The sequence below is a fragment of the Flavobacterium sp. LC2016-01 genome (genome assembly GCF_009711135.1).
GTDB lineage: Bacteria > Bacteroidota > Bacteroidia > Flavobacteriales > Flavobacteriaceae > Flavobacterium.
Genome location: NZ_WMIC01000005.1, coordinates 170,398 through 193,175 on the forward strand (window position 1 = coordinate 170,398; position 22,778 = coordinate 193,175).

Sequence of the window (22,778 nt, forward strand, 5' to 3'; positions counted from 1 at the left end):
GAAATGAAAAGTGGAGTATTTGGCATATTAAAAGCAAGATTTCTAATCAACGATGACGCGCTGAAAAACTGGCGATTCATAGTTTTTATCATTTTGCTTGCCATAATAATGATTGCCAATACACAGCGATACGAACAAAAGGTTTTTGAAATTGCAAAACTGAACAATGAAGTAAAAGAATTGCGATCTGAGTTTGTAGACCGACGTTCAGAATTAATGAAATTAAAAATGGAATCAACGATTTCGGATAAAATGCTTGAAAAACAGATTTTTCCATCAACGGTTCCTCCAATAAAAATAGAAGTTAAAAAAGAAGAAGAAAAAAGTTTCTTTAAAAGAATATGGCAGTAGACGATAAACATATATCCTACAGAATTTACCTCGTAGCAGTTTTCATCTTCGTGATGGCAATTGCTATTGTCGTTAAATTAACCAATATTCAGTGGGTTGAAGGGGATCATTATAGACAACTGGCAAAACAGCGTACGGTCAGAAATTTTATTATTCCAGCAAACAAAGGAAATATTTATTCGGCTGACGGAAGTTTATTGGCAACGTCAATTCCAAATTACGAGATTCGTTTTGATGCAAAAGCGCCAAAACAGGAAACTTTTGAAAAATATGTAAAAGTATTATCAGATTCATTGGCTACAGTTTTGGACAGACCTGCTGGTTATTACGAACAGGAATTAAGAAAAGCCAGAGCAAATAAAAATCGTTATTATTTGATTGCCCGTAAATTAAGCTATACGGAATACGTTAAAATTAAAGGTTTTCCGTTATTTAATTTAGGTGCTTTTAAAGGCGGAATCATAATTGAACAAGAAACGGTTAGAAAACATCCGATAGGAAAAATTGCAGAAAGAACAATTGGTTACGACAAAATTGATCCAGCAACAGGAGTAGAAGTTGGAAAAGGAATCGAATGGGCTTTTAAAAGTTATTTGAACGGAAAAGACGGTAAAATTCTAAAACAAAAAATTGCAAAAGGCCAATGGAAACCAATTCGTGACGTAAACGAAGTAGATCCAATTGATGGTTATGATGTAATTTCTACGATAGATGTTTTTATTCAGGATATTGCACATCATGCTTTATTAAAACAGTTGGAAGAATATGAAGCAGATCATGGCTGTGTGGTTGTAATGGAAACCGAAACAGGTCATGTAAAAGCAATTTCGAATTTAGGAAGACAGGAAGACGGATCTTACATTGAGACTACAAACTATGCGGTAGCAGAATCTCACGAACCAGGATCAACTTTTAAATTGGTTGATTTAATGGCGATTTTAGAAGATAAAGTTGCGGACACAAGCACGGTATATGATAGTCATAACGGTATAATTAAATATTACGGGCGCTCGGTTCGCGATTCGCACAACGGAGGTTACGGAAAAGTTTCTTTGGCTCGTGGATTTGAACTTTCGTCAAATACAGTTATGGTTCAGGCGGTTTATGATAATTACAAAAATAACCCATCAAAATTTGTTGATCACATAAAGAATTTTGGACTGGATAAGACTTTAGGATTGCATTTTAAAGGAGAAGGAAGAGCAATTATTCCTCATCCAAAAGATAAAAACTGGTCAGGAGTTTCGCTTCCGTGGATGGCTTTTGGTTATGGAGTTTCGGTTACGCCAATGCAGACTTTGACATTATATAATGCAGTTGCAAATAATGGTGTAATGGTGAAACCGCAATTTGTATCGGAAATTAAAGAATGGAATAAAACCATTAAAACGTTTGATACAGAAGTAATCAATCCAAAGATTTGTTCACCGGAAACGCTTAAAAAGGTTAGAGCAGTTTTGCAAAATGTGGTAAAAAAAGGAACGGGTTCTAAGTTGTATTCGAAAGATTTTTCGATGGCAGGAAAAACAGGAACAGCTATGGTAAATTATGGTAAGGCAGGAAGAGAAGGAATGTATTATGCTTCTTCTTTCGCTGGATATTTTCCGGCAGATCATCCTAAATATTCTTGTATTGTAGTGGTTCATAAGCCAAATACCGCTAATAATAATTATTACGGAGCAGATGTTGCGGGACCGGTTTTTAAAAGAATTGCCCAAAAAATATTTACAGATGCACCTTCGACAAATAAAATAAAACAGCTGGATTCTAAAATTCCGAAACAAGAAATCAGTTATGAAAAATATGATTTGGAATCAAGAAAAAAAACAAATCAGATTCCAAATTTAAAAGGAATGCCAGGAATGGATGCGGTGGCTTTATTGGAAAATCTTAATGCTAAGATAAAAGTAAAAGTTATTGGTGTTGGAAAGGTGAAAAAGCAATCTATTCAGGCAGGAGAAACTATAATTAAAAACACAACTATAGTATTAGAATTATCGTGAAAATACTGAAAGACATATTATATAAAGTAGCAATCGAGTCAGTAACTGGTTCGACAGAAGCTGGTATTCAAAAAATTGAATTTGATTCTCGAAAAGTAGAAGCAAATGATATTTTTGTTGCCATTCGCGGTTCACTTTCTGATGGGCATGATTACATTCAGAAAGCAATTGAACTTGGCGCTGTTGCGGTTATTTGTGATACTTTGCCTTCAACTATTGAAAAAGGGATTACTTATATTCAGGTACAAGATACAAACGCAGCTTTGGCTTTTATGGCTGCAAATTATTTCGGAAATCCATCTGAAAAATTAAAATTAGTTGGAGTAACGGGAACAAACGGTAAAACTACAATTGCATCATTGTTGTTTCAATTGTTTAAAAAAGCAGGTTTTAAAGTGGGGTTATTGTCAACTGTGAAAATCATGGTTGATGAAACAGAATATCCTGCAACGCATACAACACCAGATTCTATAACGATTAATCATTATTTAAATGAAATGATAGAAGCTGGCGTAACACATTGTTTTATGGAAGTGAGTTCACACGGAATTCATCAAAAGAGAACAGAGGCATTACATTTTGTTGGCGGAATTTTCACGAATCTTTCGCACGATCATTTAGATTATCATCCAACGTTTGCAGAATATAGAGATGTAAAAAAATCATTCTTTGATTCATTGCCAAAAACGGCTTTCGCTTTATCAAACATTGATGATAAAAACGGAACAGTAATGCTGCAGAATACGGTGGCGAGAAAGTTTACATACGCTTTAAAATCGTATGCTGATTTTAAAGCAACAATTTTAGAAAGTCAATTGTCTGGTTTATTGTTAAAAGTAAATGATAATGAAGTTTGGGTGAAATTAATCGGAACTTTTAACGCATACAATGTTTTAGCAATTTATGGAACTGCCATTGAATTAGGAATGGATAGTCTTGAAGCGTTACGATTACTGTCTGATTTAGAGAGTGTTTCGGGGCGTTTTCAATATATTGTTTCAGAAGGAAACATTACAGCTATTGTTGATTATGCGCACACGCCAGACGCTTTAGACAATGTGCTGAAAACGATTAACGATATCCGTACAAAAAATGAGCAATTGATTACAGTTGTAGGTTGTGGCGGAAACAGAGATAAAACAAAAAGGCCAATTATGGCAAAAATTGCTTCGGACTTAAGTGACAAGGCAATTTTAACTTCAGATAATCCGAGAAACGAAGATCCAGAAGTGATTTTAGACGAAATGGAAAAAGGAGTTGAAGCGCATAATTACAAAAGAATATTAAGAATTACAGACAGAAAACAAGCTATTAAAACAGCTTGTCAATTGGCTCAGCCAAATGATATTATTCTTATTGCAGGAAAAGGACATGAGACATATCAAGAAATAAATGGTGTTCGCCATCATTTTGATGATATGGAAACTGTAAAAGAAATTTTAGAACAATTAAATAAATAACAAAATAGAAATTCCAAATTTCAAAATCCAGTTTAATGTTGGAATTTGGGATTTAAAAATTGGAATTTAATTCGAAATTGGAATTTAAAAAATAGAAAAATATGCTATACTATTTATTTGAATATTTAGACAAAACATTAGATGTACCGGGAACAGGAGTTTTTCAGTACATCACTTTTAGATCAGCTTTAGCATTAATGCTTTCGTTGCTTTTGTCAACGATTTACGGAAAGCGAATCATTAACTTTTTGCGCAATCAGCAAGTTGGTGAAACTGTTCGTGAGCTTGGTCTTCAAGGTCAAAATGAAAAAGCAGGAACACCGACAATGGGTGGACTGATTATCATTTTTGCAACGCTTGTGCCTGTTTTGTTATTTGCTCGTTTGCATAATATTTACATCGTATTGCTTATTGTGACCACACTTTGGATGGGAACAATTGGTTTTATTGATGATTATATTAAAATATTCAAAAAAGATAAAGAAGGGCTTAAAGGAATTTTTAAAGTTATTGGTCAAGTTGGTTTAGGACTTATTGTTGGAACTGTACTTTATTTTAATCCTGCGGTTACGGTTAGAACGGATACTGGAAAAACGGATGCTTTTAAAGCATCGGCAAATACAACAGTAGTTTTGCCAGCTCCAGTTGAAGAGAAATCAACAGCAACGACTATTCCTTTTGTAAAAAATAATGAATTTGATTATGCCGAATTATTGGCTTGGACAGGCGATGGATATGAAAAATGGGCTTGGTTAATTTTTATCCCAGTTGTAATTTTTATTATCACAGCGGTTTCTAACGGCGCTAATTTAACTGATGGAATTGATGGCCTCGCTGCCGGAACCTCCGCGGTATCGGTCCTCGCGCTCGGAATATTTACATTCGTTTCGGGAAATATTATATTTTCTAATTATCTGAATATTATGTACATCCCGAATTCGGGAGAAATGACCGTTTTTATATCTGCTTTTGTTGGTGCTTTGATCGGATTTCTTTGGTACAATTCTTACCCGGCATCTGTTTTTATGGGAGATACAGGAAGTTTGACAATTGGAGGAATCATTGCAGTTCTGGCAATTGCCGTTCGTAAAGAATTATTGATTCCGTTATTATGTGGAATCTTTTTAGTAGAGAATTTTTCAGTGGTGCTTCAGGTGAGTTATTTCAAATTCACTAAAAAGAGATACGGTGAAGGGCGAAGAATTTTCTTGATGTCTCCGTTACACCATCACTACCAGAAAAAAGGATATCATGAAAGTAAAATTGTGACCAGATTCTGGATTGTTGCCATCATGTTAGCCATATTGTCAATCGTTACTTTAAAATTAAGATAGATGAGACTGGTGGTTCTAGGAGGAGGAGAAAGTGGTGTAGGTACTGCTATCCTTGGAAAGAAAAAAGGATACGAGGTTTTTGTATCTGATTTTGGAAAGATTAAAGAGAGTTACAAAGAAGTTCTTATCATTAATAAAATTGCCTGGGAAGAAGAACAGCATACTGAAGATCTTATTTTGAATGCCGATGTGGTGATGAAAAGCCCTGGTATTCCTGAAAAATCTCCGATTGTTAAGAAACTGATTGCGGCTGGAGTAAAGGTGATTTCGGAAATTGAATTTGCAAAACCTTTTACTGAAGCATTGACAATTGGAATTACGGGAAGCAACGGTAAAACTACCACAACAATGCTGACCTATCATTTGCTTAAATCGGCTGGTTTAAATGTTGGATTGGGAGGTAATATTGGAAAAAGCTTTGCTTGGCAGGTGGCCGAAAATAAGTTTGATGCATATGTTCTTGAATTAAGCAGTTTTCAGTTAGACGGAATTATAGATTACAGGCCAGATATTGCTATAATTACAAATATCAGTCCGGATCATTTGGATCGTTACGAATATAAATATCAAAATTATATCGATTCGAAGTTCAGGATAACAATGAATCAGACAGAAAGTGATTACTTGATTTATGACGCCGACGATGAAGCGAGTGCAGAATGGTTAAAAAACAATACAACAAAAGCAAAATTAATTCCTTTCTCGCTAACTAAGAGTTTTAAAGAAGGGGCTTCTATAAATAACAACAAAATGGAAATAAAGATCAACCAAGAAGAGTTTACAATGGACACGGAACACATTGCGTTAGAAGGAAAACATAATATGAAAAACGCAATGGCAGCAAGCTCTGTAGCGAAATTGATGCAAATTAGAAATGCAACAATTCGCGAAAGTTTATCTAATTTTCAAGGTGTTGAACACCGTTTAGAGAAAGTATTAAAAATACAAAACGTACAATATATCAATGATTCAAAAGCAACAAATGTAAACGCTACATTCTTTGCTTTAGACAGTATGAATGTTCCAACTGTTTGGATCGTAGGTGGTGTTGATAAAGGAAATGATTACAACGAATTGATGTCGTTAGTTCGTGAAAAAGTAAAAGCAATTATCTGTTTAGGAATCGATAATCGCAAAATCATCGATGCTTTTGGAAACGTTGTTGATATTATGGTTGAAGTTAATAACATGAACGATGCAGTAAAAACTGCTCAAAGATTAACAGAAAAAGGTGATGCCGTTTTATTGTCTCCAGCTTGCGCAAGTTTCGATTTGTTCGAAAACTACGAAGATAGAGGAAAGCAGTTTAAGCAAGCAGTACACAATCTTTAAAAATGGTTTCAAGTTTCAAGTTTCACGTTAGGAGAAATTTGAAACTTAAAACAAAGAAAACCTGAAACAAAATTAAAATGAAAGAACTGGTAAATAAACTAAAAGGAGATAGAGTAATATGGTCATTCGTGGCTTTATTAGCGCTGTTTTCGTTTATGCCTGTTTTTAGTGCAAGTAGTAATCTGGCATACATAGGTCATGGAACCGGGAATACTCTTGGGTATTTGGTAAAACATTTGGCTCATATTTGTATCGGATTTTTGATTATTTATTGGGTGCATAAAGTGCCGTATCATTATTTCAGAGCGATTTCAAAAATTGCTTTGCCAATAGTTTGGTTCTTACTGCTTTATACATTGCTGAAAGGAACTGTTATCGCTGGAGCAAATGCAAGCCGTTGGATTCAGGTGCCGTTTATCGGGATTACATTTCAGACTTCGACTTTGGCTTCGATTGTTTTGTTCATATTTGTGGCGCGTTATTTGTCAAAAACCAAAGAAGAAAATGAACCTTTTCAAGTGTCATTTGTACAGCTTTGGATTCCGGTATTTATTACATTGGCGCTTATTCTGCCTGCGAATTTCTCGACTACTGCATTAATTTTTGCAATGGTTTTAATGCTGACGTTCATTGGCAAATATCCATTAAAATATATTGGAATTATTATAGGTTCAGGAATTGTTATGCTGACGTTCTTCCTTTTGGTTGCGAAAGCTTTTCCGGATTCACGATTTTTCAGCAGGGTTTCAACTTGGGAAAGTCGTATTATGAATTTTACCACTGATAAACCTGATGAAGATGATTATCAGATTGAAAAAGCAAAAATTGCAATCGCATCAGGTAGACTTGGAGGACTTGGGCCAGGAAAAAGTGTTCAGAAAAACTTTTTACCGCAATCTTCTTCCGATTTTATTTATGCCATTGTAGTCGAAGAATATGGTTTGGTAGGCGGTGTAGCAATTTTGATTTTGTATTTATTGCTTTTATTCCGATTTGTTATCGCTTCACATAAAGCCAATACATTATTCGGGAAATTAGTCGTCGTCGGACTCGGATTTCCAATGATATTTCAGGCGATGATTAATATGGCAGTTGCTGTTGAATTATTGCCGGTAACCGGGCAGACGCTTCCACTGATAAGTTCTGGGGGAAGTTCAATCTGGATGACTTGTTTAGGACTTGGAATTATCATCAGCGTGACTAAAAAAGAAGAAGAAATTGCTGAAGAAAAAATAGAGAAAGAGAGACGAAAAGAAGCGCTTCAAAGATTAATTGATAAAGAATTAGCCGAAGAAGATTTGCCGGCTGATGAAGTTTACGAAGAAGAGGCAATGTATTCAATCGAAGACAATTCTAGAAATCCGATGAATGCAGTTTTAAATAAATAAAAGGGACAGAATAGTTATGTCAAAGTATAAATTCATACTAAGCGGAGGAGGAACAGGAGGGCATATTTATCCTGCAATTGCTATTGCAAATGAATTAAAATTACAATTTCCTGATGCTGAATTTCTTTTTGTAGGTGCCAAAGATAAAATGGAAATGCAAAAAGTGCCTCAGGCAGGTTATGAGATAAAAGGACTTTGGATCGCAGGTTTACAGCGAAAATTGACTTTACAGAATATGATGTTTCCTCTCAAGCTCGCAAGCAGTTTGTTGGAGTCAAGACGAATTATTAAAAAGTTCAAACCAAATGTTGTAATTGGAACTGGAGGTTTTGCCAGCGGACCATTATTACAGGCCGCAGGCGGAGCGGGAATTCCAACTGTTATTCAGGAACAGAATTCTTTTCCGGGTATAACAAATAAATTATTGAGCAAAAAGGCAAATGCAATTTGTGTTGCTTATCAAAATTTAGAACGCTTTTTTCCAAAAGAGAAAATTGTGTTGACAGGAAATCCAGTTCGTCAGGATTTAATTGATATTGAAAGTAAACGTGATGAAGCAATAGCTTTTTACAATTTGGATCCTAATAAAAAGACTCTTTTGGTTTTAGGCGGAAGTTTAGGTGCCAGAAGAATCAATCAGTTAATTGAAAAGGAATTGCAAAATTTTCTTTCGCAGGATGTTCAGGTAATCTGGCAATGCGGAAAATTATATTTTGAAGATTATAAAAAATACAATCAGCCAAATGTAAAAGTGGTTGATTTTATTGAAAGAATGGATTTTGTTTATGCAGCTGCAGATGTGATTATTTCAAGAGCAGGAGCGTCATCAGTTTCGGAATTATGTATTGTGGGGAAACCAGTGATTTTTATTCCGTCACCAAATGTTGCTGAAGATCATCAAACTAAAAATGCGCAGGCAATTGTTGATGCTAAAGGAGCTATTTTATTGAAAGAATCAGAATTAGAAAATGAATTTAGTATTGTTTTTGAAGCGCTTCTGAAAGATGAGGGAAAGCAAAAGCAATTAAGCTCAAACATAAAAAAACTGGCAATGCCAAAAGCTACACAAGATATTGTAGCAGAAATTGTGAAGTTAATTAAGTAAAGCATGGATGACAATGATTTTTATCGAGGTATAATTTTTATTTTGATAGGTATTGTAATTGTTTGTTATGTTTTTTACAAAAGAAAAAGAAAAAAGGATTATAACGATTTGAAAGGCTATATAGGAGGGTTTGGATCAATTATTTTAGGATTGTATTTAATCGTTGAGTCATTCACTAATCAATTTTAATTAAAATGAATTTAAATCAAATACAAAACGTTTATTTTATCGGCATCGGAGGAATCGGAATGAGTGCCTTGGCCCGCTATTTTAAATATATCGGGAAACAGGTTTCAGGTTACGATAAAACGCCGTCAATGCTGACAAGTGAATTAATTGAAAGTGGTATTGATATTCATTTTGAAGATAATATCAATTTGATTCCGACTGATTATCATGTTGAGAATACGCTGGTGATTTTTACGCCAGCTGTTCCAAAATCACATTCAGAATGGAATTATTTTATAGAAAGAAACTACGAAATTAAAAAGCGTGCCGAGGTTTTAGGGATTATCACCAAAGACACTTTTAGTTTCGCAGTTGCTGGAACACACGGCAAAACAACGACGTCAAGTATTTTAGGTCATATTTTATATGAAAGTGGTGCTGATGTTACGGCATTTGTGGGCGGAATTGTAGAAAACTATAATTCCAATTTAATTGGAACCGGCAAAACCGTTACAGTTGTAGAAGCAGATGAATTTGATCGTTCATTTTTGCATTTGCATCCAAACATTGCCTGTATCACTTCTATGGATGCAGACCATTTGGATATTTACGGAACAAGTGATGCAATTGAAGCTTCGTTTGTTGAATTTGCTTCAAAAGTAGAAGACAAAAACAATCTTTTTATAACCAAAGAATTGCCTTTAGAAGGAGTTCAATGCGCTATAAATGAAGATGCTGTATATAAGGCTTATAATGTTCGAATTGAAGACGGAAGTTATGTTTTTGATGTGCAGACGCCGTCAGAAATCATGAAAGATCTTCGTTTTGGATTGCCTGGAAAACACAATTTAATGAATGGATTGATGGCTATTGCGATGGCAAAAACTTTCGGCACCCCGACCGAGTCTATTGCAAAAGCCATTGCTTCATTCAGAGGGATCAGAAGACGTTTTTCTTATCAGATTAAATCAGATAAGTTGGTTTATATAGATGATTATGCACATCATCCGACAGAAATAAATGCTGTTCATCAAGCAGTTAGAGAGTTGTATCCAGGACAAAAAGTACTGGCTATTTTTCAGCCTCATTTGTTCAGCCGAACAAAAGATTTTGTGGATGGATTTGCAGAAAGCCTTTCGCAGTTTGATGAAGTGTTTTTAATGGATATTTACCCAGCCAGAGAGCTTCCTATGGAAGGAGTTACATCAGAATGGCTGTTGGGAAAAATGACAAATTCGAACAAAAAAATTGTTGCAAAAAATGATTTATTAGCGCAAATCAAAGCCAGTGATGCGCCAATAATTGTGACAATTGGAGCTGGAGATATTGGAGAAATGGTTCCGTCAATCAAAAAAATGCTGAATGAAAATATTTAATTGGACAAATATTCGATTAGTACTCATTTTAGGGCTTGTAATTTTTTTATATTCTTTCGCGCAGCATCGAAATGGAGATAGAAAATTGAAGAAATCTATGGTCGTTTTTGTAGGAGAAAATGCTCTTTTTGTAAAGGCAGAAACGGTTAATAAATTGTTGATAGAAAATAAAAGAGACGCTTCCAGTATTAGAAAAGATGAACTAGATTTGAATAAGATAGAAAAAACCCTTGATACGCAAGACATGATTGAAAAGTCAGACGTTTTTGTAAGTATCGATGGAGTTCTAAAAGCGGTAGTAAAACAGAAGACACCAATAGCGCGAGTTTATAATGGTGATCGATCTTTTTATATTGACTACGAGGGAAATAAAATGCCTTTGTCGGACAATTTTACGGCGCGAGTTCCTCTTGTTTCGGGGGCGATAAATGAAAAAAATAACGAAGATTTAGCTGCTTTATTTCGCACAATTTATGACGATGCGTTTTTGAAAAAAAACATCATTGCAATACAAATTATGCCTAATGGCAGCCTAAAAATGTTTAATCGAAACTATGATTACTTCATAGATTTTGGCAGAACGATGAATGTTGATAAAAAATTTAGAAACTATAAAGCGTTTTTTCAAAAAGCAGTTTTAGATAGTTCGTTATATAAATACAGCAAGATTGACCTTAGGTTTACGGAACAAGTAGTTTGCACAAAATAATAGAAAATGGAAAAAGATAACATTGCAGTAGGTCTAGATATTGGAACGACAAAGATAGTTGCCATGATAGGCAAGAAAAATGAGTATGGCAAATTAGAAATTTTGGGTATTGGGAAATCCAAAAGTCTGGGTGTTGCGAGAGGAGTTGTAAATAACATTACGCAAACTATTCAGTCAATTCAGCAAGCAATACTTGAAGCAGAAAACAATTCAGGTTATAAAATAAAAGATGTTGTCGTGGGTATCGCAGGACAACACATCAGAAGTATACAGCATACAGATTACATAAGCCGTAATAATCCGGAAGAGGTTATTGGCGAAAAAGATATTCAGCTTTTAATTGATCAGGTAAATAAATTGGCCATGTTGCCGGGTGAAGAAATTATTCACGTTTTACCGCAGGAATTTAAAATTGACGGACAATCTGAAATTAAAGAGCCAATCGGAATGTATGGCGGAAGATTAGAATCTAGTTTTCACGTTGTAGTGGGACAGGCATCTTCAATCAGAAACGTTGGAAGATGTATTCAGAGTTCTGGAATTGAACTTTCAGGATTGACTTTGGAACCATTGGCTTCGGCAGATGCAGTTTTAAGTCAGGAAGAAAAAGAAGCTGGAGTTGCGCTTATCGATATCGGAGGTGGAACAACAGATTTGGCCATTTTTAAAGACGGAATTATTCGCCATACAGCAGTTATTCCTTTTGGTGGAAATGTAATTACAGATGATATCAAAGAAGGCTGTTCGATAATTGAAAAACAAGCAGAGCTTTTAAAAATAAAATTCGGATCAGCTTGGCCGGGAGAAAATAAAGACAACGAAATTGTTTCTATTCCTGGTTTAAGAGGAAGAGAGCCAAAAGAAATTTCGCTTAAAAATTTATCAAAAATCATCCATGCACGTGTAGTGGAAATTATTGAGCAGGTTTTTGCCGAAATTAAGGCTTATGGACACGAAGATCCTCGCAAAAAATTAATTGCAGGAATTGTTCTTACAGGTGGTGGTGCACAGCTAAAACATATTAAACAATTAGTTGAATATATTACTGGTATGGATACCAGAATTGGATATCCAAATGAGCATTTAGCTGGAAATTCAAGCGAAGAAATTTCGAGCCCATTGTTTGCAACAGCTGTAGGTTTAGTAATGAACAGTATCGAAAACAGTACTCAGAGTGCTGTGAGAATGGAAATTGTAAATGAGCAGCCAAAAGTAGTTTACAGAAACGCACCGCAGCCAGTTCAGCAGCGATACGAAGTTGAAGAAAACTACGTTGAAAGAGTAGAAACTATTGAAGAACCTAGAGAAATAAGAGAAACAAGAACAAACAAAGTAGAAGCAGAATCTACAGAAACCAAAATTAGGAGATCATTTTTTGACAGATACGTCGATAAAATCAAAGATTTTTTAGACAACGCTGAATAAATATAAGCCGAATAGAGATAATAAAGAGAAGGATTACTTTCTGGCCCCAAGTCACGAAGTAAAAAATGTACTAAATAAGAATTAAAAAACCAAAAAGATGATGAGCAACTCAGAATTTGGAAGCATTTCATTTGATCTACCAAAAAACCAATCAAATGTAATAAAAGTAATAGGTGTAGGCGGAGGAGGCAGTAATGCTATCAACCATATGTTTAAACAAGGTATTAAAGGCGTTGATTTCATCGTTTGTAATACCGATTCACAAGCATTGCAGAACAGTTCGGTTCCTAACAAAATTCAGTTAGGTATGAATTTGACAGAAGGTCTTGGAGCAGGAGCAAACCCTGACGTAGGTCAGCAGTCTGCTATTGAAAGTATTGCCGATATTGAAAAAATGTTAGACCGTGGTACTAAGATGGTATTTATTACCGCTGGTATGGGTGGTGGTACTGGTACAGGTGCTGCTCCGGTTATCGCGCAATTAGCAAAAGAAAGAGAAATTTTAACAGTAGGTATCGTGACGATTCCGTTTCAGTTTGAAGGGAAAGTACGTCAGGAACAAGCACTTTTAGGAATCGAAAAATTACGTAAACAAGTTGACTCGTTAATCGTAATTAATAATAATAAATTAAGAGAAGTTTACGGAAATTTGGGTTTCAAAGCCGGATTCTCTAAAGCAGATGAAGTTTTGGCAACTGCCTCTAGAGGTATTGCTGAAGTAATTACGCACCACTATACTCAAAATATCGATTTACGCGATGCTAAAACAGTTTTAGCAAACAGCGGAACAGCTATTATGGGGTCTGCGGTGTCAGAAGGAGAAAACAGAGCTAAAGATGCGATTGTTTCTGCATTGGATTCTCCGTTGTTGAATGACAATAAAATTACAGGTGCCAAAAACGTATTGTTGCTTATCGTTTCTGGATCTAATGAAATAACACTTGACGAAATCGGAGAAATCAACGATCACATTCAGGCAGAAGCAGGTTACAACGCAAATATTATCATGGGAGTTGGTGAAGACGAAACTCTTGGTGAGGCTATTGCAGTGACTATTATTGCTACTGGTTTTGATGTTGAACAACAAAACGAAATCGTTAATACGGAGCCAAAGAAAATTATTCATACGTTAGAAGATGAGCAAAGAAGTGTTCACAATTTAACGAATAAACCACTTACTTCTTTTGATTTAAATGCTGAAACACCTACTGCAAAATCTGAGGATAAAGTTGTTTTTGAATTAATGGAAGATACGGTTGCTCCCGTAGCTCAAACTCCGGTTGCTCCTGTAACACCTCCAACAATCAATCAAGAAGAGTTGGTAGTGATGTCTGAGTTTATTAAAAACCTTGATGTGACTTTTGAAATCGTTTCTCCAATAACAGATATCGATTTTAAAATTTCAACTCCAGAAGTGCAGGCTTTTCAAGAAGTAAAACCGGTACAGCAAAGAACTTTTGAGAAAGAAGAACAAACTACTTTTTCATTTGATTTGCCGCTTTTCAGATCAGAGCCAGAGGTTAAAAAAGAGCCAATTGCTGAGCAGGAAACTAAAATCATGTTTGAGTTAACAAACGAAACACGCAATATTAAAGTAAACGATCCGGTTTCATTTGTTCCAGTAACAGAACTTTCTGATAATGGAATTATCAAATATTCGTTAGAAGAATATATGGAAGTTGAAAACGATTTAATGGCTTCAAAACCAGTTGAAAAAGTGGTTGAAGATGTTGTTCCTGAAGAATTAAACATTACGTTAAAACCAAGAGTTGATTTTGCAAGACAGCCTGATCTTTCAACTACTGCAGAAGTTTCTCCAATGGAATTGACAATTGAAGAAACATTGCGTTTAAGAGCTGAAGAAAGAAGAAAGAAACTAAAAGAATTTAATTACAAATTCCATAATAATGTTTCGAGAATTGATGAGCTGGAAAAAGAACCGGCTTACAAAAGATTAGGAATCGATTTGTCGAATTCTCAGTCAAACAATACCAATTCAAGAATTTCAGTTGGAACAGACAGTAATAATGATTTGCAATTGCGTTCAAATAATTCATTTTTGCACGACAACGTAGATTAATTTTAAAATCATAATATTAGGATAGCCCGAAAATTGGATTTAATTTTCGGGTTATTTTTTTTATCTTCGCACTGAAATTATAAATTTGACTTCTTTAACTGACTTTTGGAGTTAATTTTATTGTTAGTTCGGGCGAAGTCCAGAACACTTTCAATGCAAATATCAATTTATAAGCATCTAGCTTATTCAAATAAAAAATAAAAGATGAGTTTACAAACACAAATCATGGAAGAGATTAAAACTGCCATGAAAGCAAAAGATACTGTAGCGTTAGAATCTTTAAGAGCAATTAAATCTGAATTATTATTAGCTTCAACAGCTTCAGGATCTAAAGAAGAATTGTCAGAAGATGATGAAATTAAATTATTGCAGCGATTAGTAAAAACACGTAAAGAAAGCGCAAGAATTTTTACAGAACAAAATCGTCCTGATTTAGCTGAACCGGAATTGGCTCAGGTAGCGGTAATCGAGAAGTTTTTACCAGCTCAATTAAGCGAAGAAGAAGTAGAAGCTGTAGTTGCAAAAATCATTGCAGAAACAGGAGCTTCAGGAATTGCTTCAATGGGTAAAGTTATGGGATTAGCATCTGCTCAATTAGGCGGAACTGCTGAAGGAAAAACCATTTCAGCTATTGTAAAGAAACTTTTAGTTTAAATTCCAATATCAGAAATTCCAAATTCCAATACGACTTGGAATTTGGAATTTAAAAATTGAATTTTAATATTTTTGACCTCGTAGTTCAACTGGATAGAATATCAGATTTCGGCTCTGAGGGTTGGGGGTTCGAACCCCTCCGGGGTCACTTTAAAAAAGGAAAAGCCTGAGGATCTAGATTCTCAGGCTTTTTTATGGTTCGAAAATTTTTAAGATTTTCTTCTAGTTTTGAAAATACCTATGTTTAAAGGAGATTTTGATTCGAACCCCATCATGGATTCGGATTTGCCAAATCATACCAAATACAAAGCTAACTTTCCATTAAGCCTATCTCCCAAATCCGTTGTAGTAGCTTTTACAAACTGCTATTCTTTTTTGTCCCACAATACAAGCATTGAAGTCAAATCTTTATATTCTTCCGCAAACGCACCGTCAAGCGTTCCAAATTTAGTTTCAAATTCTTTAAAATATTGTAAGGCCTTTTTGTTGCCTGAAATTGAAGCAATAAATAGCTTGTTTGCTATTTCCATACTAATGCCATCAAGTTCAGGTTTTGCAATTTTGTATGATTTTAAAACTGTTTGAATTTCGTTTTGGTTATATTTTCTGATTTGTCTATTGACTACAAGTTTTCTAACGACCTTTTGTCCGCTGAAATATATTTTCTCTGTTGTCCAAACTGTTTCTTGATATTTAAAATTCTTTCCTGTTGGTAAGTTTTGAATTTCGTCAATAAACAATGTGTCTTTATTAACTTTCAGTCTGTAGGTCATTACTTCACTCCAAAAGTCAATAATTTTGTTTTGTCCACATACAGAAAGAATAAATCCCGAATAAGTTGTCGGTTTACTGTCTGAATCTTTATAGCCACTTAAAACAACAGTCTGACCGTTGGAAAGATTAAATGTATCTTCTGCTTTCGTTCCTGCATATCTTGATTTTGGACAGTCACACGAAATCTTTTTTGTCTGTCCGTAAATGGAAGTCAAAAGTGAAAAGGTAAATATTAATATTAAACAGTGTCGTGTCATTTATAGTTGCTTGTAACTCATATATATGTCTGACAAATGTCAGTATTTAGTTGTTTTCAAAAATAGGATTTTTATTTCATAAATCATCAAACGACCTTTTGTTTATTGAATACTTTTCGGACTAATAGAAGTGTAAATTCCGTTAGTCTTGCTACTTTGATGAATGGGAATGAGACTCTAAATAATGACGTTAAATTCAAATAGCAAAATTACACATCATTTAAATTCTTTAAATTTTGCATTAAATGGTTCGACTTCTGCACCCCTCCGGGGTCACTATAAAAAAGCGAAAGCCTGCAAAATATAAATTTTTGCAGGCTTTTTTTATTGGTTTGAGAAAACTTTGTTAAATTGAAATTTTTTATGGATAGCTTCGATAATCAGAAAGATCAATTAAGATGGAGTTATGAATTAATAAAAAAACAATAAATAAATAGTATGATGACAATAATTGCAATATTTTTTCCATCCCTTTCTTTTTTGCTAAGAGGTAAAATTTTCACGGCTATCATCTGTTTAATTTTGCAGATCACTTTAATTGGCTGGATTCCTGCAGCAATTTGGGCAGTGATCTCTTTGCAAAATTCAAGAGCAGATAAACGTAATGAGAAATTGATAAAAGCTATGAAAGCTAGATAAACTTCTATACTGTCAAAGTTTTTGTCTTGAGTAGTTACAGAATTCTCAGAACTTATTTATTTTTCAGAGCTTTTCTTTGGTCTTTTTATCAAAAAGTAAAGTGATACTGCAAAAACAATTATGTAAAGAATTGCAAGCGCCGGTTTTTCAAATTTTAGCGTTTCAAAATCGAATTGTTTGTATAATGTTGTGCCTAAAATGATTACTACAACTAGTAAAGTAAATGATATTGGTTTTTTATTTTCCATGTTTTTAGGTTTTATAGATGGGTCAATAATAGTTGCTGTTGAGAAACCCTAATTTCTTTATAATTCTGATTAACTAATATAATGAATGTTTTATAATAAATGGATTAATGTTTCTCTATTGAAAAGAGAAATGGCTTTATAAAAAAAGGACAAAGAAGAATGAATCTTTTTTGCCCTATCTTGATTTTATTCTTCCTAAAATTACTTCGTACTCTCCAAAAAAAGATTAATATAATTTACAACCAGATCGACATGTTCGTGCTGTGGTCCATGCCCTGTTTGAGGCAATAAGATTAATTGTGCAGTAGGTAATTGTCGTGTAAGCGGATACCAATTTTCAACAGCAAAACTAGTGTCATGATCTCCAGAAATGATTAAAATTGGTGTTTTTGTGGTTTTCAGTTTGTCTCTGTAATTGTCTTTGTCCTCTGCCGCGTTTTCTCCTCCTGCAAAATACAATTGAAAAACATCCATAGTCGACGGAATCTTAGAAACATCAATCCTTTGGGAAATTCGGTCATGAGAAGCTTTTGCCGCTTTTCTGCTTTCTTCAGATTCCGGTTCGAAGAAGAGTACAACTTCATCGTTAAGGTCATTTATAGGTTTTAAAGCATGATCCAGAAAAGATTGTTCAAGCGGTACAACGCGTTTTCCTATTGGCCCAGTTCCTAATAATACGGTATGCGTAACTAGTTCAGGATATTGGTGCATTGCGGCTTGCGTAACCAGTCCGCCGTAGGACCAGCCTATAAAAATGGCTTTCTCAATTTTTAAATAATCTGCCAGATCTTTTATGTCTTTGGCAACTTCTTTTACATCTGTCGGCAAAGTTCCGCTTGAATAGCCAATTCCCGTATAATCAAAGGTAATTACGCTGTATTTCTCGGCAAGCAGATCCAGAAATAACGGGTCCCAAGTGTCAATTGTTCCTCTAAATCGGTTTATTAAAATAAGGGGAGTTCCGCTGCCAATTGATCTATAAGCAATCTTTCTGCCTGGCAAATCAGCAAATTCTGTTTCTGAATTATAAGCAGTTGTTTTGTGTGCATTCATAATCTATATATTTATTGCAAACATCAGCAGAATAGTAAAATTCTGTCTTTGAGTTTTGGTTAATAATGAATAAAATGAAAACAATTTTAATGCCTTTCGTAAATTATTTCAGCAATCGGCACTCACAAGATTTGAGGGGTATTTATTTATTTTATTTCGTTAGAAAAAAAAGAAATTTAGCGGTATTTAGAGAAATCATATTTCAATTGTACTTCCTATTTTAGGCAGAAACAAATTAAGATTTGCATTTGTAAAAGCGTCAGTTGCTTTTTGATGATCCATTATAATAAAACCAAAAGTATCATAGTGAACACCTAATATTTTTGTTACTTCAACAAGTTTTGAAGCCTCAATCGCTTCTTCAACTCCCATTGTTAAGCCATCGCCAATTGGGAAAACGGCAAAATCTAATTTGGTGAATTTCGGAATCAATTTCATATCCAAAGTGAGCGCTGTATCACCGCTGTAGTAAAAATTTCCATCAACAGTTGTTAGAACAAAACCAGTTGCAATTCCGCCATAACTTCCGTCCATAAAACTGCTTGGATGCTGGGCAATAACACATTTTACTCGTCCAAAATCAAAATCAAATTTACCGCCGGGATTAATTGGGTGTGCATTTTCGATTCCGTTTTTTAAGAGCCAGTTGTAAATTTCAAAATTGCCCAGCACTTTGGCTCCGGTATTTTTTGCAATTCTTTCAACATCGAGTATATGATCATAATGTGCGTGCGAAATAAAAATATAATCGGCTTTTATTTCGTCAACATTAATGTCTTTTGCTAATTCATTTGGTGTGATAAAAGGGTCGAAGAGAAGATGTTTTCCATTAGCCAAAACCGAAAAACAAGAATGCCCGTAATACGTTAGTTTCATAAGATATACTTTTTTAAATTAATAATCTATTGATTTTGAGTACAATAAAGATACCAATAAAAATGCGCAGTTGTTTTAACTGCGCATTTGAAACTTTAATATTTTGGAGAGAATCTATTTTAACTGTTCATCAATTAGATCTCCTAAGTTTGCGTTAGAATGGCCTGAAAATAAAATATTTCCATCTTTTCCTATAAGAATTGATGTTGGTATTGCTTCTATTTTGTAATTTTTCACAACTTCTGCTTTCGAGTCAAATACGACATTAAAATCGTATTTTTTTTCCGTAATATAATCTGTAACGTTTTTTAAGACTTCATCTTCTTTTTTATTTTCCCATGTATTTACAAACAAAAAAGTGACATTCTTGTCTTTGTATTTTGTGACTAAGTCCTGCATTTTAGGAAAAGAAGCTTTGCAGGGACCGCACCATGTTGCCCAAAAATCGAGTACTACAACTTTACCTTTATAATCTGAAAGTTTGACCTCTTTTCCGTCTAAATTTTTTAAAGTAAAATCAGTTGCTGTGGCACTTCCAAAAGCATCAACAACATTTTTCGCTCTGGCCGCTTTAGTTGCCTCATCTGCTTTTTCTTTCAATTTTTCATATTGGTCAATCGGAAGGTTTTGTGCAACATATATCTCTTTTAGTTTAGAAATGAAAGCAGGAGGAAGAACCGCATTGCTGTTGATTTCATTCTCAATGTATTCTTTAACTTCTTTTTTGCCTTTTACTTTTTCAAGTATCGCCAAATAACATTCCTTACCGTTACCATCTAATCCACCAGCTTTTTTCAGTTCATCCTGATACTTAAATGCTTCTTCGTATTTGCCTTGTTTGTAAAGTATATGTGCATAGGTGTCTGCATACATATTGTACAAGCTTTGATATTCCGGATAATAATTTTCTTTTTTCTTTTCCTCCAAAAGATCCAATGATCTTTTAGAAATTGTTGCAGCAAACTCAAGATCTTTTCCAGGAGTGGTTAAAGATTCTCCGGATAATTTCCAAGCAACGTCGTTATAGGTACTTGATGGACTATATAAATAAGACTCAATTGATTTTGTTTTTTCAAGATCTTTATTTTTTAAATATATATAGGCTAGACTCCCATAAAAAAAGTTCAAAGATCTGTTCGAATTATCTTTAAATCGTGTTTTTAAAGTATTTATTGATTCTAGAACATAAGCTTCGTTTTTATCAGGATGATCTATAAAGTCGTGTAAAAAAGTCGCTTTTTGCATCTCTCCATCAGGATATCTGCTCAAAATTTCCTTTTTGATTTTTTCTGACTCCGCATTCATGCTATATTTTTCATATATATAATAGGCAGAAGCTAGACTGCTTTCAGTGTTTTTCTTAACACATCTTTCGGCGAAAGCTATTGTTTCATCTCTGACTTGGGTTTTTTTAACATTTTCTAATCGGTACAGATAATTCAAATAAGTGTTGTCATTTTTTAAATTCGGATATTTTTTGAATAAAACTTCATACTCCGAAATCAGATTTTCTGGTTTTTCATCCAGATCTAGTTTTAACAAAGCTTTGCCATAATATCGTGTGAAAATTTCATTTGCCAGCGATTTACCTAATTCAGATTCATTTTGTGTTTTAAGATATACGAGATATCCTTTTTTATTATTGTTATCGGCGATTTTTTGTAAATCGCTTATGACTACTCGAATTGTTCTTGCAGAATCAGGAACCTTTGCAGTAAATTCATAAGCTTTACCGCTCTTTTTTAATGGACTTAAATTGACACCAAAATCAGTGTCAAATGCATACAGAATATTGGCCTTAGAATTAGTTTCTATTGGTACACCTTTTGGAGGTTCGTAAACATAAGTGTTTTCAGCACCCACTTTAAATTTTGAGTTTTTTAAATAGATTTTTCCGGCTTGAGAAAATGCACTGTTAACAAGGAGAAAGAATAATAAAATGGTGATTTTTTTCATTCGTTTTTGGTTTTTAGTTAGGTAATTTCTTAAATAGTTAACGAAAGATAAAATTAGATAGTATAGAGCGCCTTGTATTTTTATTAAGAAAATATTGGTAAAAATTGTTAATTGAAGATATTCTAGTTTAGAAATTAATAAATAGTCTAAGTTCGACACTTTAATTATCCAAATGATATGCCGTTCATTCTTCCAATATTTTTTCAGTATCAACAGTATTATTTTCCTGATATAATTTTTGACCAATTTTTCCCTGATCGCCCAAAGCACGTCCTTTAATGAGCCACGCAATTCCGAAAGCAAAAAGGGCAATGGTTTCAAAAACCAAGGTTGAATAAGCAAACAGTTTGAATTTTCCAGAAATGGGAACTAGAATCAAGGAAACCAAAATGGTGTAACCGCAAAATCTATAAATGTTATTTTCATTTAAAATGCTTTTGGGAGTTCTGGTTTCGTCTGCCTGGCCAATCGTAAAAACGTTGATAGCAAGCAAAGCCAAGATCAAAAAGAAGACGCCAGCAAAACCATAATGAAGCCAGCCAAGCCAAGTTTTTGCCGAAGGAATAAAAGTGTATATTTTTTGAGAAAAATCAGCTGGATTTGTTGGAATCAGGGCAACGCCAATTGCCATGATTCCAGCAATATTGGTCAATAAATTATCATTTTTCAAGATCGAAGTATTTCCATGACCTTTGTATCTGATTAAAAATAAGCCGACAGCACACAAAGTTCCGGTGAAAATTTCTCTCAGATTGGTATAATAATAATCGCTGATAGAAGGCTGCATCTGAGTCTGGAAAAAAGAAATCATAGAAAAACCCACCAAAAGAATCGGCAGACTTATTCCTAAATACCCAATCGCGCGTCGAATTCTGCGGTAAGTAAAAATATCAAAGCTTTCAATTTTAACTTCTTTGTTATTTATCTTCATAGCCAAATCATTTTGGTTTTTATGAAGATAAAGTTAAAAGATTATTTTGTAAGTGTTTGATAATTAATGTGTAAAACAGAAAAATTAGAAAAAAATCCGCTTTAATCTGCGTCATCCGTGTGCCATTAAAACCTATTTTTTAGAAAATAAATTCTCTACAACCCAAGCCGGGCCAATCAATAAAAACTGAAGATCTTTTAAGAAAGAGGGTTTTTTGCCTTCAATATTATGACCATAAAATTGACCGATCCACGCAATCACAAAAACGCCAATTGAGAACATCCATAGCGGTACAAACTGACTGATATAATAATTTACAACCAAGCAAATTGCTGAAAAAATCGCAATTTTAATGGCCATTGCAATAGATAATCTAATGTAAAAAACTAAAACAAAAAGCAGGACAACAAAAGCCCAATTTTCAATTATTGGGGCATTCAGTTTTAAAGTATTGGCGATAATACCACTCGGAATACTCATTAATAATCCTACGATTGAAAAGAAGATGGCCGGTACACAAATGTAATGTATGGCTTTGTTTTTTGGGTTTTGGTGACTTACTGCATATTCTGCAAACCATTGATCTAATGTTCTCATTTTTTGTGGTTTAAGGTTAGATGATAAATCTAATGAAAATTTTGCTTGGTTGCTGATCAGTA

General features: G+C 34.2%; 20 protein-coding genes and 1 tRNA gene. 14 read left to right on the plus strand and 7 right to left on the minus strand.

The window, feature by feature from the left end:
- Positions 1-3 precede the first annotated feature (3 nt).
- From GKZ88_RS12035 to GKZ88_RS12095, 13 genes are all read left to right on the plus strand, one after another.
- Positions 4-351 carry an FtsL-like putative cell division protein gene (locus GKZ88_RS12035; RefSeq protein ID WP_155102620.1) on the plus strand — a complete coding sequence of 116 codons (348 nt, stop codon included), beginning with the start codon at positions 4-6 and terminating at the stop codon, positions 349-351.
- On the plus strand, positions 342-2,354 hold the full coding sequence (locus tag GKZ88_RS12040) for a penicillin-binding protein (RefSeq protein WP_155102621.1): 2,013 nt from the start codon (positions 342-344) through the stop codon (positions 2,352-2,354). Before GKZ88_RS12035 ends, GKZ88_RS12040 begins: the two co-directional genes overlap by 10 nt.
- Positions 2,351-3,814, plus strand: a complete 1,464-nt coding sequence (locus tag GKZ88_RS12045) for a UDP-N-acetylmuramoyl-L-alanyl-D-glutamate--2,6-diaminopimelate ligase (RefSeq protein WP_347343874.1) — start codon at positions 2,351-2,353, stop codon at positions 3,812-3,814. Before GKZ88_RS12040 ends, GKZ88_RS12045 begins: the two co-directional genes overlap by 4 nt.
- A gap of 101 nt (positions 3,815-3,915) precedes the next feature.
- Positions 3,916-5,148, plus strand: coding sequence for a phospho-N-acetylmuramoyl-pentapeptide-transferase (gene mraY / locus GKZ88_RS12050; protein ID WP_155102622.1), 1,233 nt, complete (start codon positions 3,916-3,918; stop codon positions 5,146-5,148).
- Positions 5,149-6,480 carry a UDP-N-acetylmuramoyl-L-alanine--D-glutamate ligase gene (gene murD / locus GKZ88_RS12055; protein WP_155102623.1) on the plus strand — a complete coding sequence of 444 codons (1,332 nt, stop codon included), beginning with the start codon at positions 5,149-5,151 and terminating at the stop codon, positions 6,478-6,480.
- A 77-nt stretch (positions 6,481-6,557) separates the two neighbouring features.
- Entirely contained in the window at positions 6,558-7,868 is a 1,311-nt protein-coding gene (locus GKZ88_RS12060; RefSeq protein ID WP_155102624.1) for an FtsW/RodA/SpoVE family cell cycle protein, read from the plus strand.
- Between the two features lie 16 nt (positions 7,869-7,884).
- Positions 7,885-8,973, plus strand: a complete 1,089-nt coding sequence (gene murG / locus GKZ88_RS12065; RefSeq protein ID WP_155102625.1) for an undecaprenyldiphospho-muramoylpentapeptide beta-N-acetylglucosaminyltransferase — start codon at positions 7,885-7,887, stop codon at positions 8,971-8,973.
- A gap of 194 nt (positions 8,974-9,167) precedes the next feature.
- Positions 9,168-10,517, plus strand: a complete 1,350-nt coding sequence (gene murC / locus GKZ88_RS12070) for a UDP-N-acetylmuramate--L-alanine ligase (protein ID WP_155102626.1) — start codon at positions 9,168-9,170, stop codon at positions 10,515-10,517.
- Complete coding sequence (locus GKZ88_RS12075; RefSeq protein WP_155102627.1) at positions 10,504-11,226, plus strand: cell division protein FtsQ; 723 nt, start codon at positions 10,504-10,506, stop codon at positions 11,224-11,226. Before murC ends, GKZ88_RS12075 begins: the two co-directional genes overlap by 14 nt.
- Before the next feature lie 6 nt (positions 11,227-11,232).
- Positions 11,233-12,651, plus strand: a complete 1,419-nt coding sequence (ftsA, locus tag GKZ88_RS12080) for a cell division protein FtsA (protein WP_155102628.1) — start codon at positions 11,233-11,235, stop codon at positions 12,649-12,651.
- A gap of 97 nt (positions 12,652-12,748) precedes the next feature.
- Positions 12,749-14,731 carry a cell division protein FtsZ gene (gene ftsZ, locus GKZ88_RS12085; protein WP_155102629.1) on the plus strand — a complete coding sequence of 661 codons (1,983 nt, stop codon included), beginning with the start codon at positions 12,749-12,751 and terminating at the stop codon, positions 14,729-14,731.
- A 204-nt stretch (positions 14,732-14,935) separates the two neighbouring features.
- Positions 14,936-15,385, plus strand: coding sequence for a GatB/YqeY domain-containing protein (locus GKZ88_RS12090; protein ID WP_155102630.1), 450 nt, complete (start codon positions 14,936-14,938; stop codon positions 15,383-15,385).
- A 74-nt stretch (positions 15,386-15,459) separates the two neighbouring features.
- Positions 15,460-15,533: transfer RNA gene (locus GKZ88_RS12095), tRNA-Arg, on the plus strand.
- Positions 15,534-15,750: 217 nt separating this feature from the next.
- On the opposite strand, the gene GKZ88_RS12100 is transcribed toward GKZ88_RS12095, so the two are convergent.
- Positions 15,751-16,416, minus strand: coding sequence for a hypothetical protein (locus GKZ88_RS12100; RefSeq protein ID WP_155102631.1), 666 nt, complete (start codon positions 16,414-16,416; stop codon positions 15,751-15,753).
- 438 nt (positions 16,417-16,854) lie between these two features.
- Between GKZ88_RS12100 and GKZ88_RS12105 the strand changes: the two genes are divergently transcribed.
- The gene (locus GKZ88_RS12105) at positions 16,855-17,055 is read left to right on the plus strand and encodes a YqaE/Pmp3 family membrane protein (RefSeq protein WP_230392516.1); all 201 of its coding nucleotides are present in this window, start codon (positions 16,855-16,857) and stop codon (positions 17,053-17,055) included.
- A 56-nt stretch (positions 17,056-17,111) separates the two neighbouring features.
- Here GKZ88_RS12105 and GKZ88_RS12110 read toward each other — a convergent pair whose 3' ends face one another.
- From GKZ88_RS12110 to GKZ88_RS12135, 6 genes are all read right to left on the minus strand, one after another.
- Complete coding sequence (locus GKZ88_RS12110) at positions 17,112-17,303, minus strand: hypothetical protein (protein WP_155102632.1); 192 nt, start codon at positions 17,301-17,303, stop codon at positions 17,112-17,114.
- 201 nt (positions 17,304-17,504) lie between these two features.
- Positions 17,505-18,356: an alpha/beta hydrolase gene (locus tag GKZ88_RS12115; RefSeq protein WP_155102633.1), complete on the minus strand. Its 852-nt coding sequence runs from the start codon at positions 18,354-18,356 to the stop codon at positions 17,505-17,507.
- Positions 18,357-18,551: 195 nt separating this feature from the next.
- Positions 18,552-19,232 (minus strand): metal-dependent hydrolase, encoded by a 681-nt coding sequence (locus GKZ88_RS12120; protein ID WP_155102634.1) that lies wholly within the window; start codon positions 19,230-19,232, stop codon positions 18,552-18,554.
- A 114-nt stretch (positions 19,233-19,346) separates the two neighbouring features.
- Positions 19,347-21,188 (minus strand): redoxin domain-containing protein, encoded by a 1,842-nt coding sequence (locus tag GKZ88_RS12125; RefSeq protein WP_155102635.1) that lies wholly within the window; start codon positions 21,186-21,188, stop codon positions 19,347-19,349.
- Positions 21,189-21,372: 184 nt separating this feature from the next.
- Positions 21,373-22,119, minus strand: a complete 747-nt coding sequence (locus tag GKZ88_RS12130) for a DUF998 domain-containing protein (RefSeq protein WP_155102636.1) — start codon at positions 22,117-22,119, stop codon at positions 21,373-21,375.
- 132 nt (positions 22,120-22,251) lie between these two features.
- Positions 22,252-22,716 (minus strand): Mpo1-like protein, encoded by a 465-nt coding sequence (locus tag GKZ88_RS12135; protein WP_155102637.1) that lies wholly within the window; start codon positions 22,714-22,716, stop codon positions 22,252-22,254.
- Positions 22,717-22,778 lie beyond the last annotated feature (62 nt).

Excerpts from the sequence above, each read along its gene's own strand:
- GKZ88_RS12035 (WP_155102620.1), top strand. The coding sequence starts at position 4 with ATGAAAAGTGGAGTATTTGGCATATTAAAAGCAAGATTTCTAATCAAC.
- GKZ88_RS12040 (WP_155102621.1), top strand. The coding sequence starts at position 342 with ATGGCAGTAGACGATAAACATATATCCTACAGAATTTACCTCGTAGCA.
- mraY (WP_155102622.1), top strand. The coding sequence starts at position 3,916 with ATGCTATACTATTTATTTGAATATTTAGACAAAACATTAGATGTACCG.
- murD (WP_155102623.1), top strand. The coding sequence starts at position 5,149 with ATGAGACTGGTGGTTCTAGGAGGAGGAGAAAGTGGTGTAGGTACTGCT.
- GKZ88_RS12060 (WP_155102624.1), top strand. The coding sequence starts at position 6,558 with ATGAAAGAACTGGTAAATAAACTAAAAGGAGATAGAGTAATATGGTCA.
- murG (WP_155102625.1), top strand. The coding sequence starts at position 7,885 with ATGTCAAAGTATAAATTCATACTAAGCGGAGGAGGAACAGGAGGGCAT.
- murC (WP_155102626.1), top strand. The coding sequence starts at position 9,168 with ATGAATTTAAATCAAATACAAAACGTTTATTTTATCGGCATCGGAGGA.
- GKZ88_RS12075 (WP_155102627.1), top strand. The coding sequence starts at position 10,504 with ATGAAAATATTTAATTGGACAAATATTCGATTAGTACTCATTTTAGGG.
- ftsA (WP_155102628.1), top strand. The coding sequence starts at position 11,233 with ATGGAAAAAGATAACATTGCAGTAGGTCTAGATATTGGAACGACAAAG.
- ftsZ (WP_155102629.1), top strand. The coding sequence starts at position 12,749 with ATGATGAGCAACTCAGAATTTGGAAGCATTTCATTTGATCTACCAAAA.
- GKZ88_RS12090 (WP_155102630.1), top strand. The coding sequence starts at position 14,936 with ATGAGTTTACAAACACAAATCATGGAAGAGATTAAAACTGCCATGAAA.
- GKZ88_RS12100 (WP_155102631.1), bottom strand. The coding sequence starts at position 16,416 with ATGACACGACACTGTTTAATATTAATATTTACCTTTTCACTTTTGACT.
- GKZ88_RS12105 (WP_230392516.1), top strand. The coding sequence starts at position 16,855 with ATGATGACAATAATTGCAATATTTTTTCCATCCCTTTCTTTTTTGCTA.
- GKZ88_RS12110 (WP_155102632.1), bottom strand. The coding sequence starts at position 17,303 with ATGGAAAATAAAAAACCAATATCATTTACTTTACTAGTTGTAGTAATC.
- GKZ88_RS12115 (WP_155102633.1), bottom strand. The coding sequence starts at position 18,356 with ATGAATGCACACAAAACAACTGCTTATAATTCAGAAACAGAATTTGCT.
- GKZ88_RS12120 (WP_155102634.1), bottom strand. The coding sequence starts at position 19,232 with ATGAAACTAACGTATTACGGGCATTCTTGTTTTTCGGTTTTGGCTAAT.
- GKZ88_RS12125 (WP_155102635.1), bottom strand. The coding sequence starts at position 21,188 with ATGAAAAAAATCACCATTTTATTATTCTTTCTCCTTGTTAACAGTGCA.
- GKZ88_RS12130 (WP_155102636.1), bottom strand. The coding sequence starts at position 22,119 with ATGAAGATAAATAACAAAGAAGTTAAAATTGAAAGCTTTGATATTTTT.
- GKZ88_RS12135 (WP_155102637.1), bottom strand. The coding sequence starts at position 22,716 with ATGAGAACATTAGATCAATGGTTTGCAGAATATGCAGTAAGTCACCAA.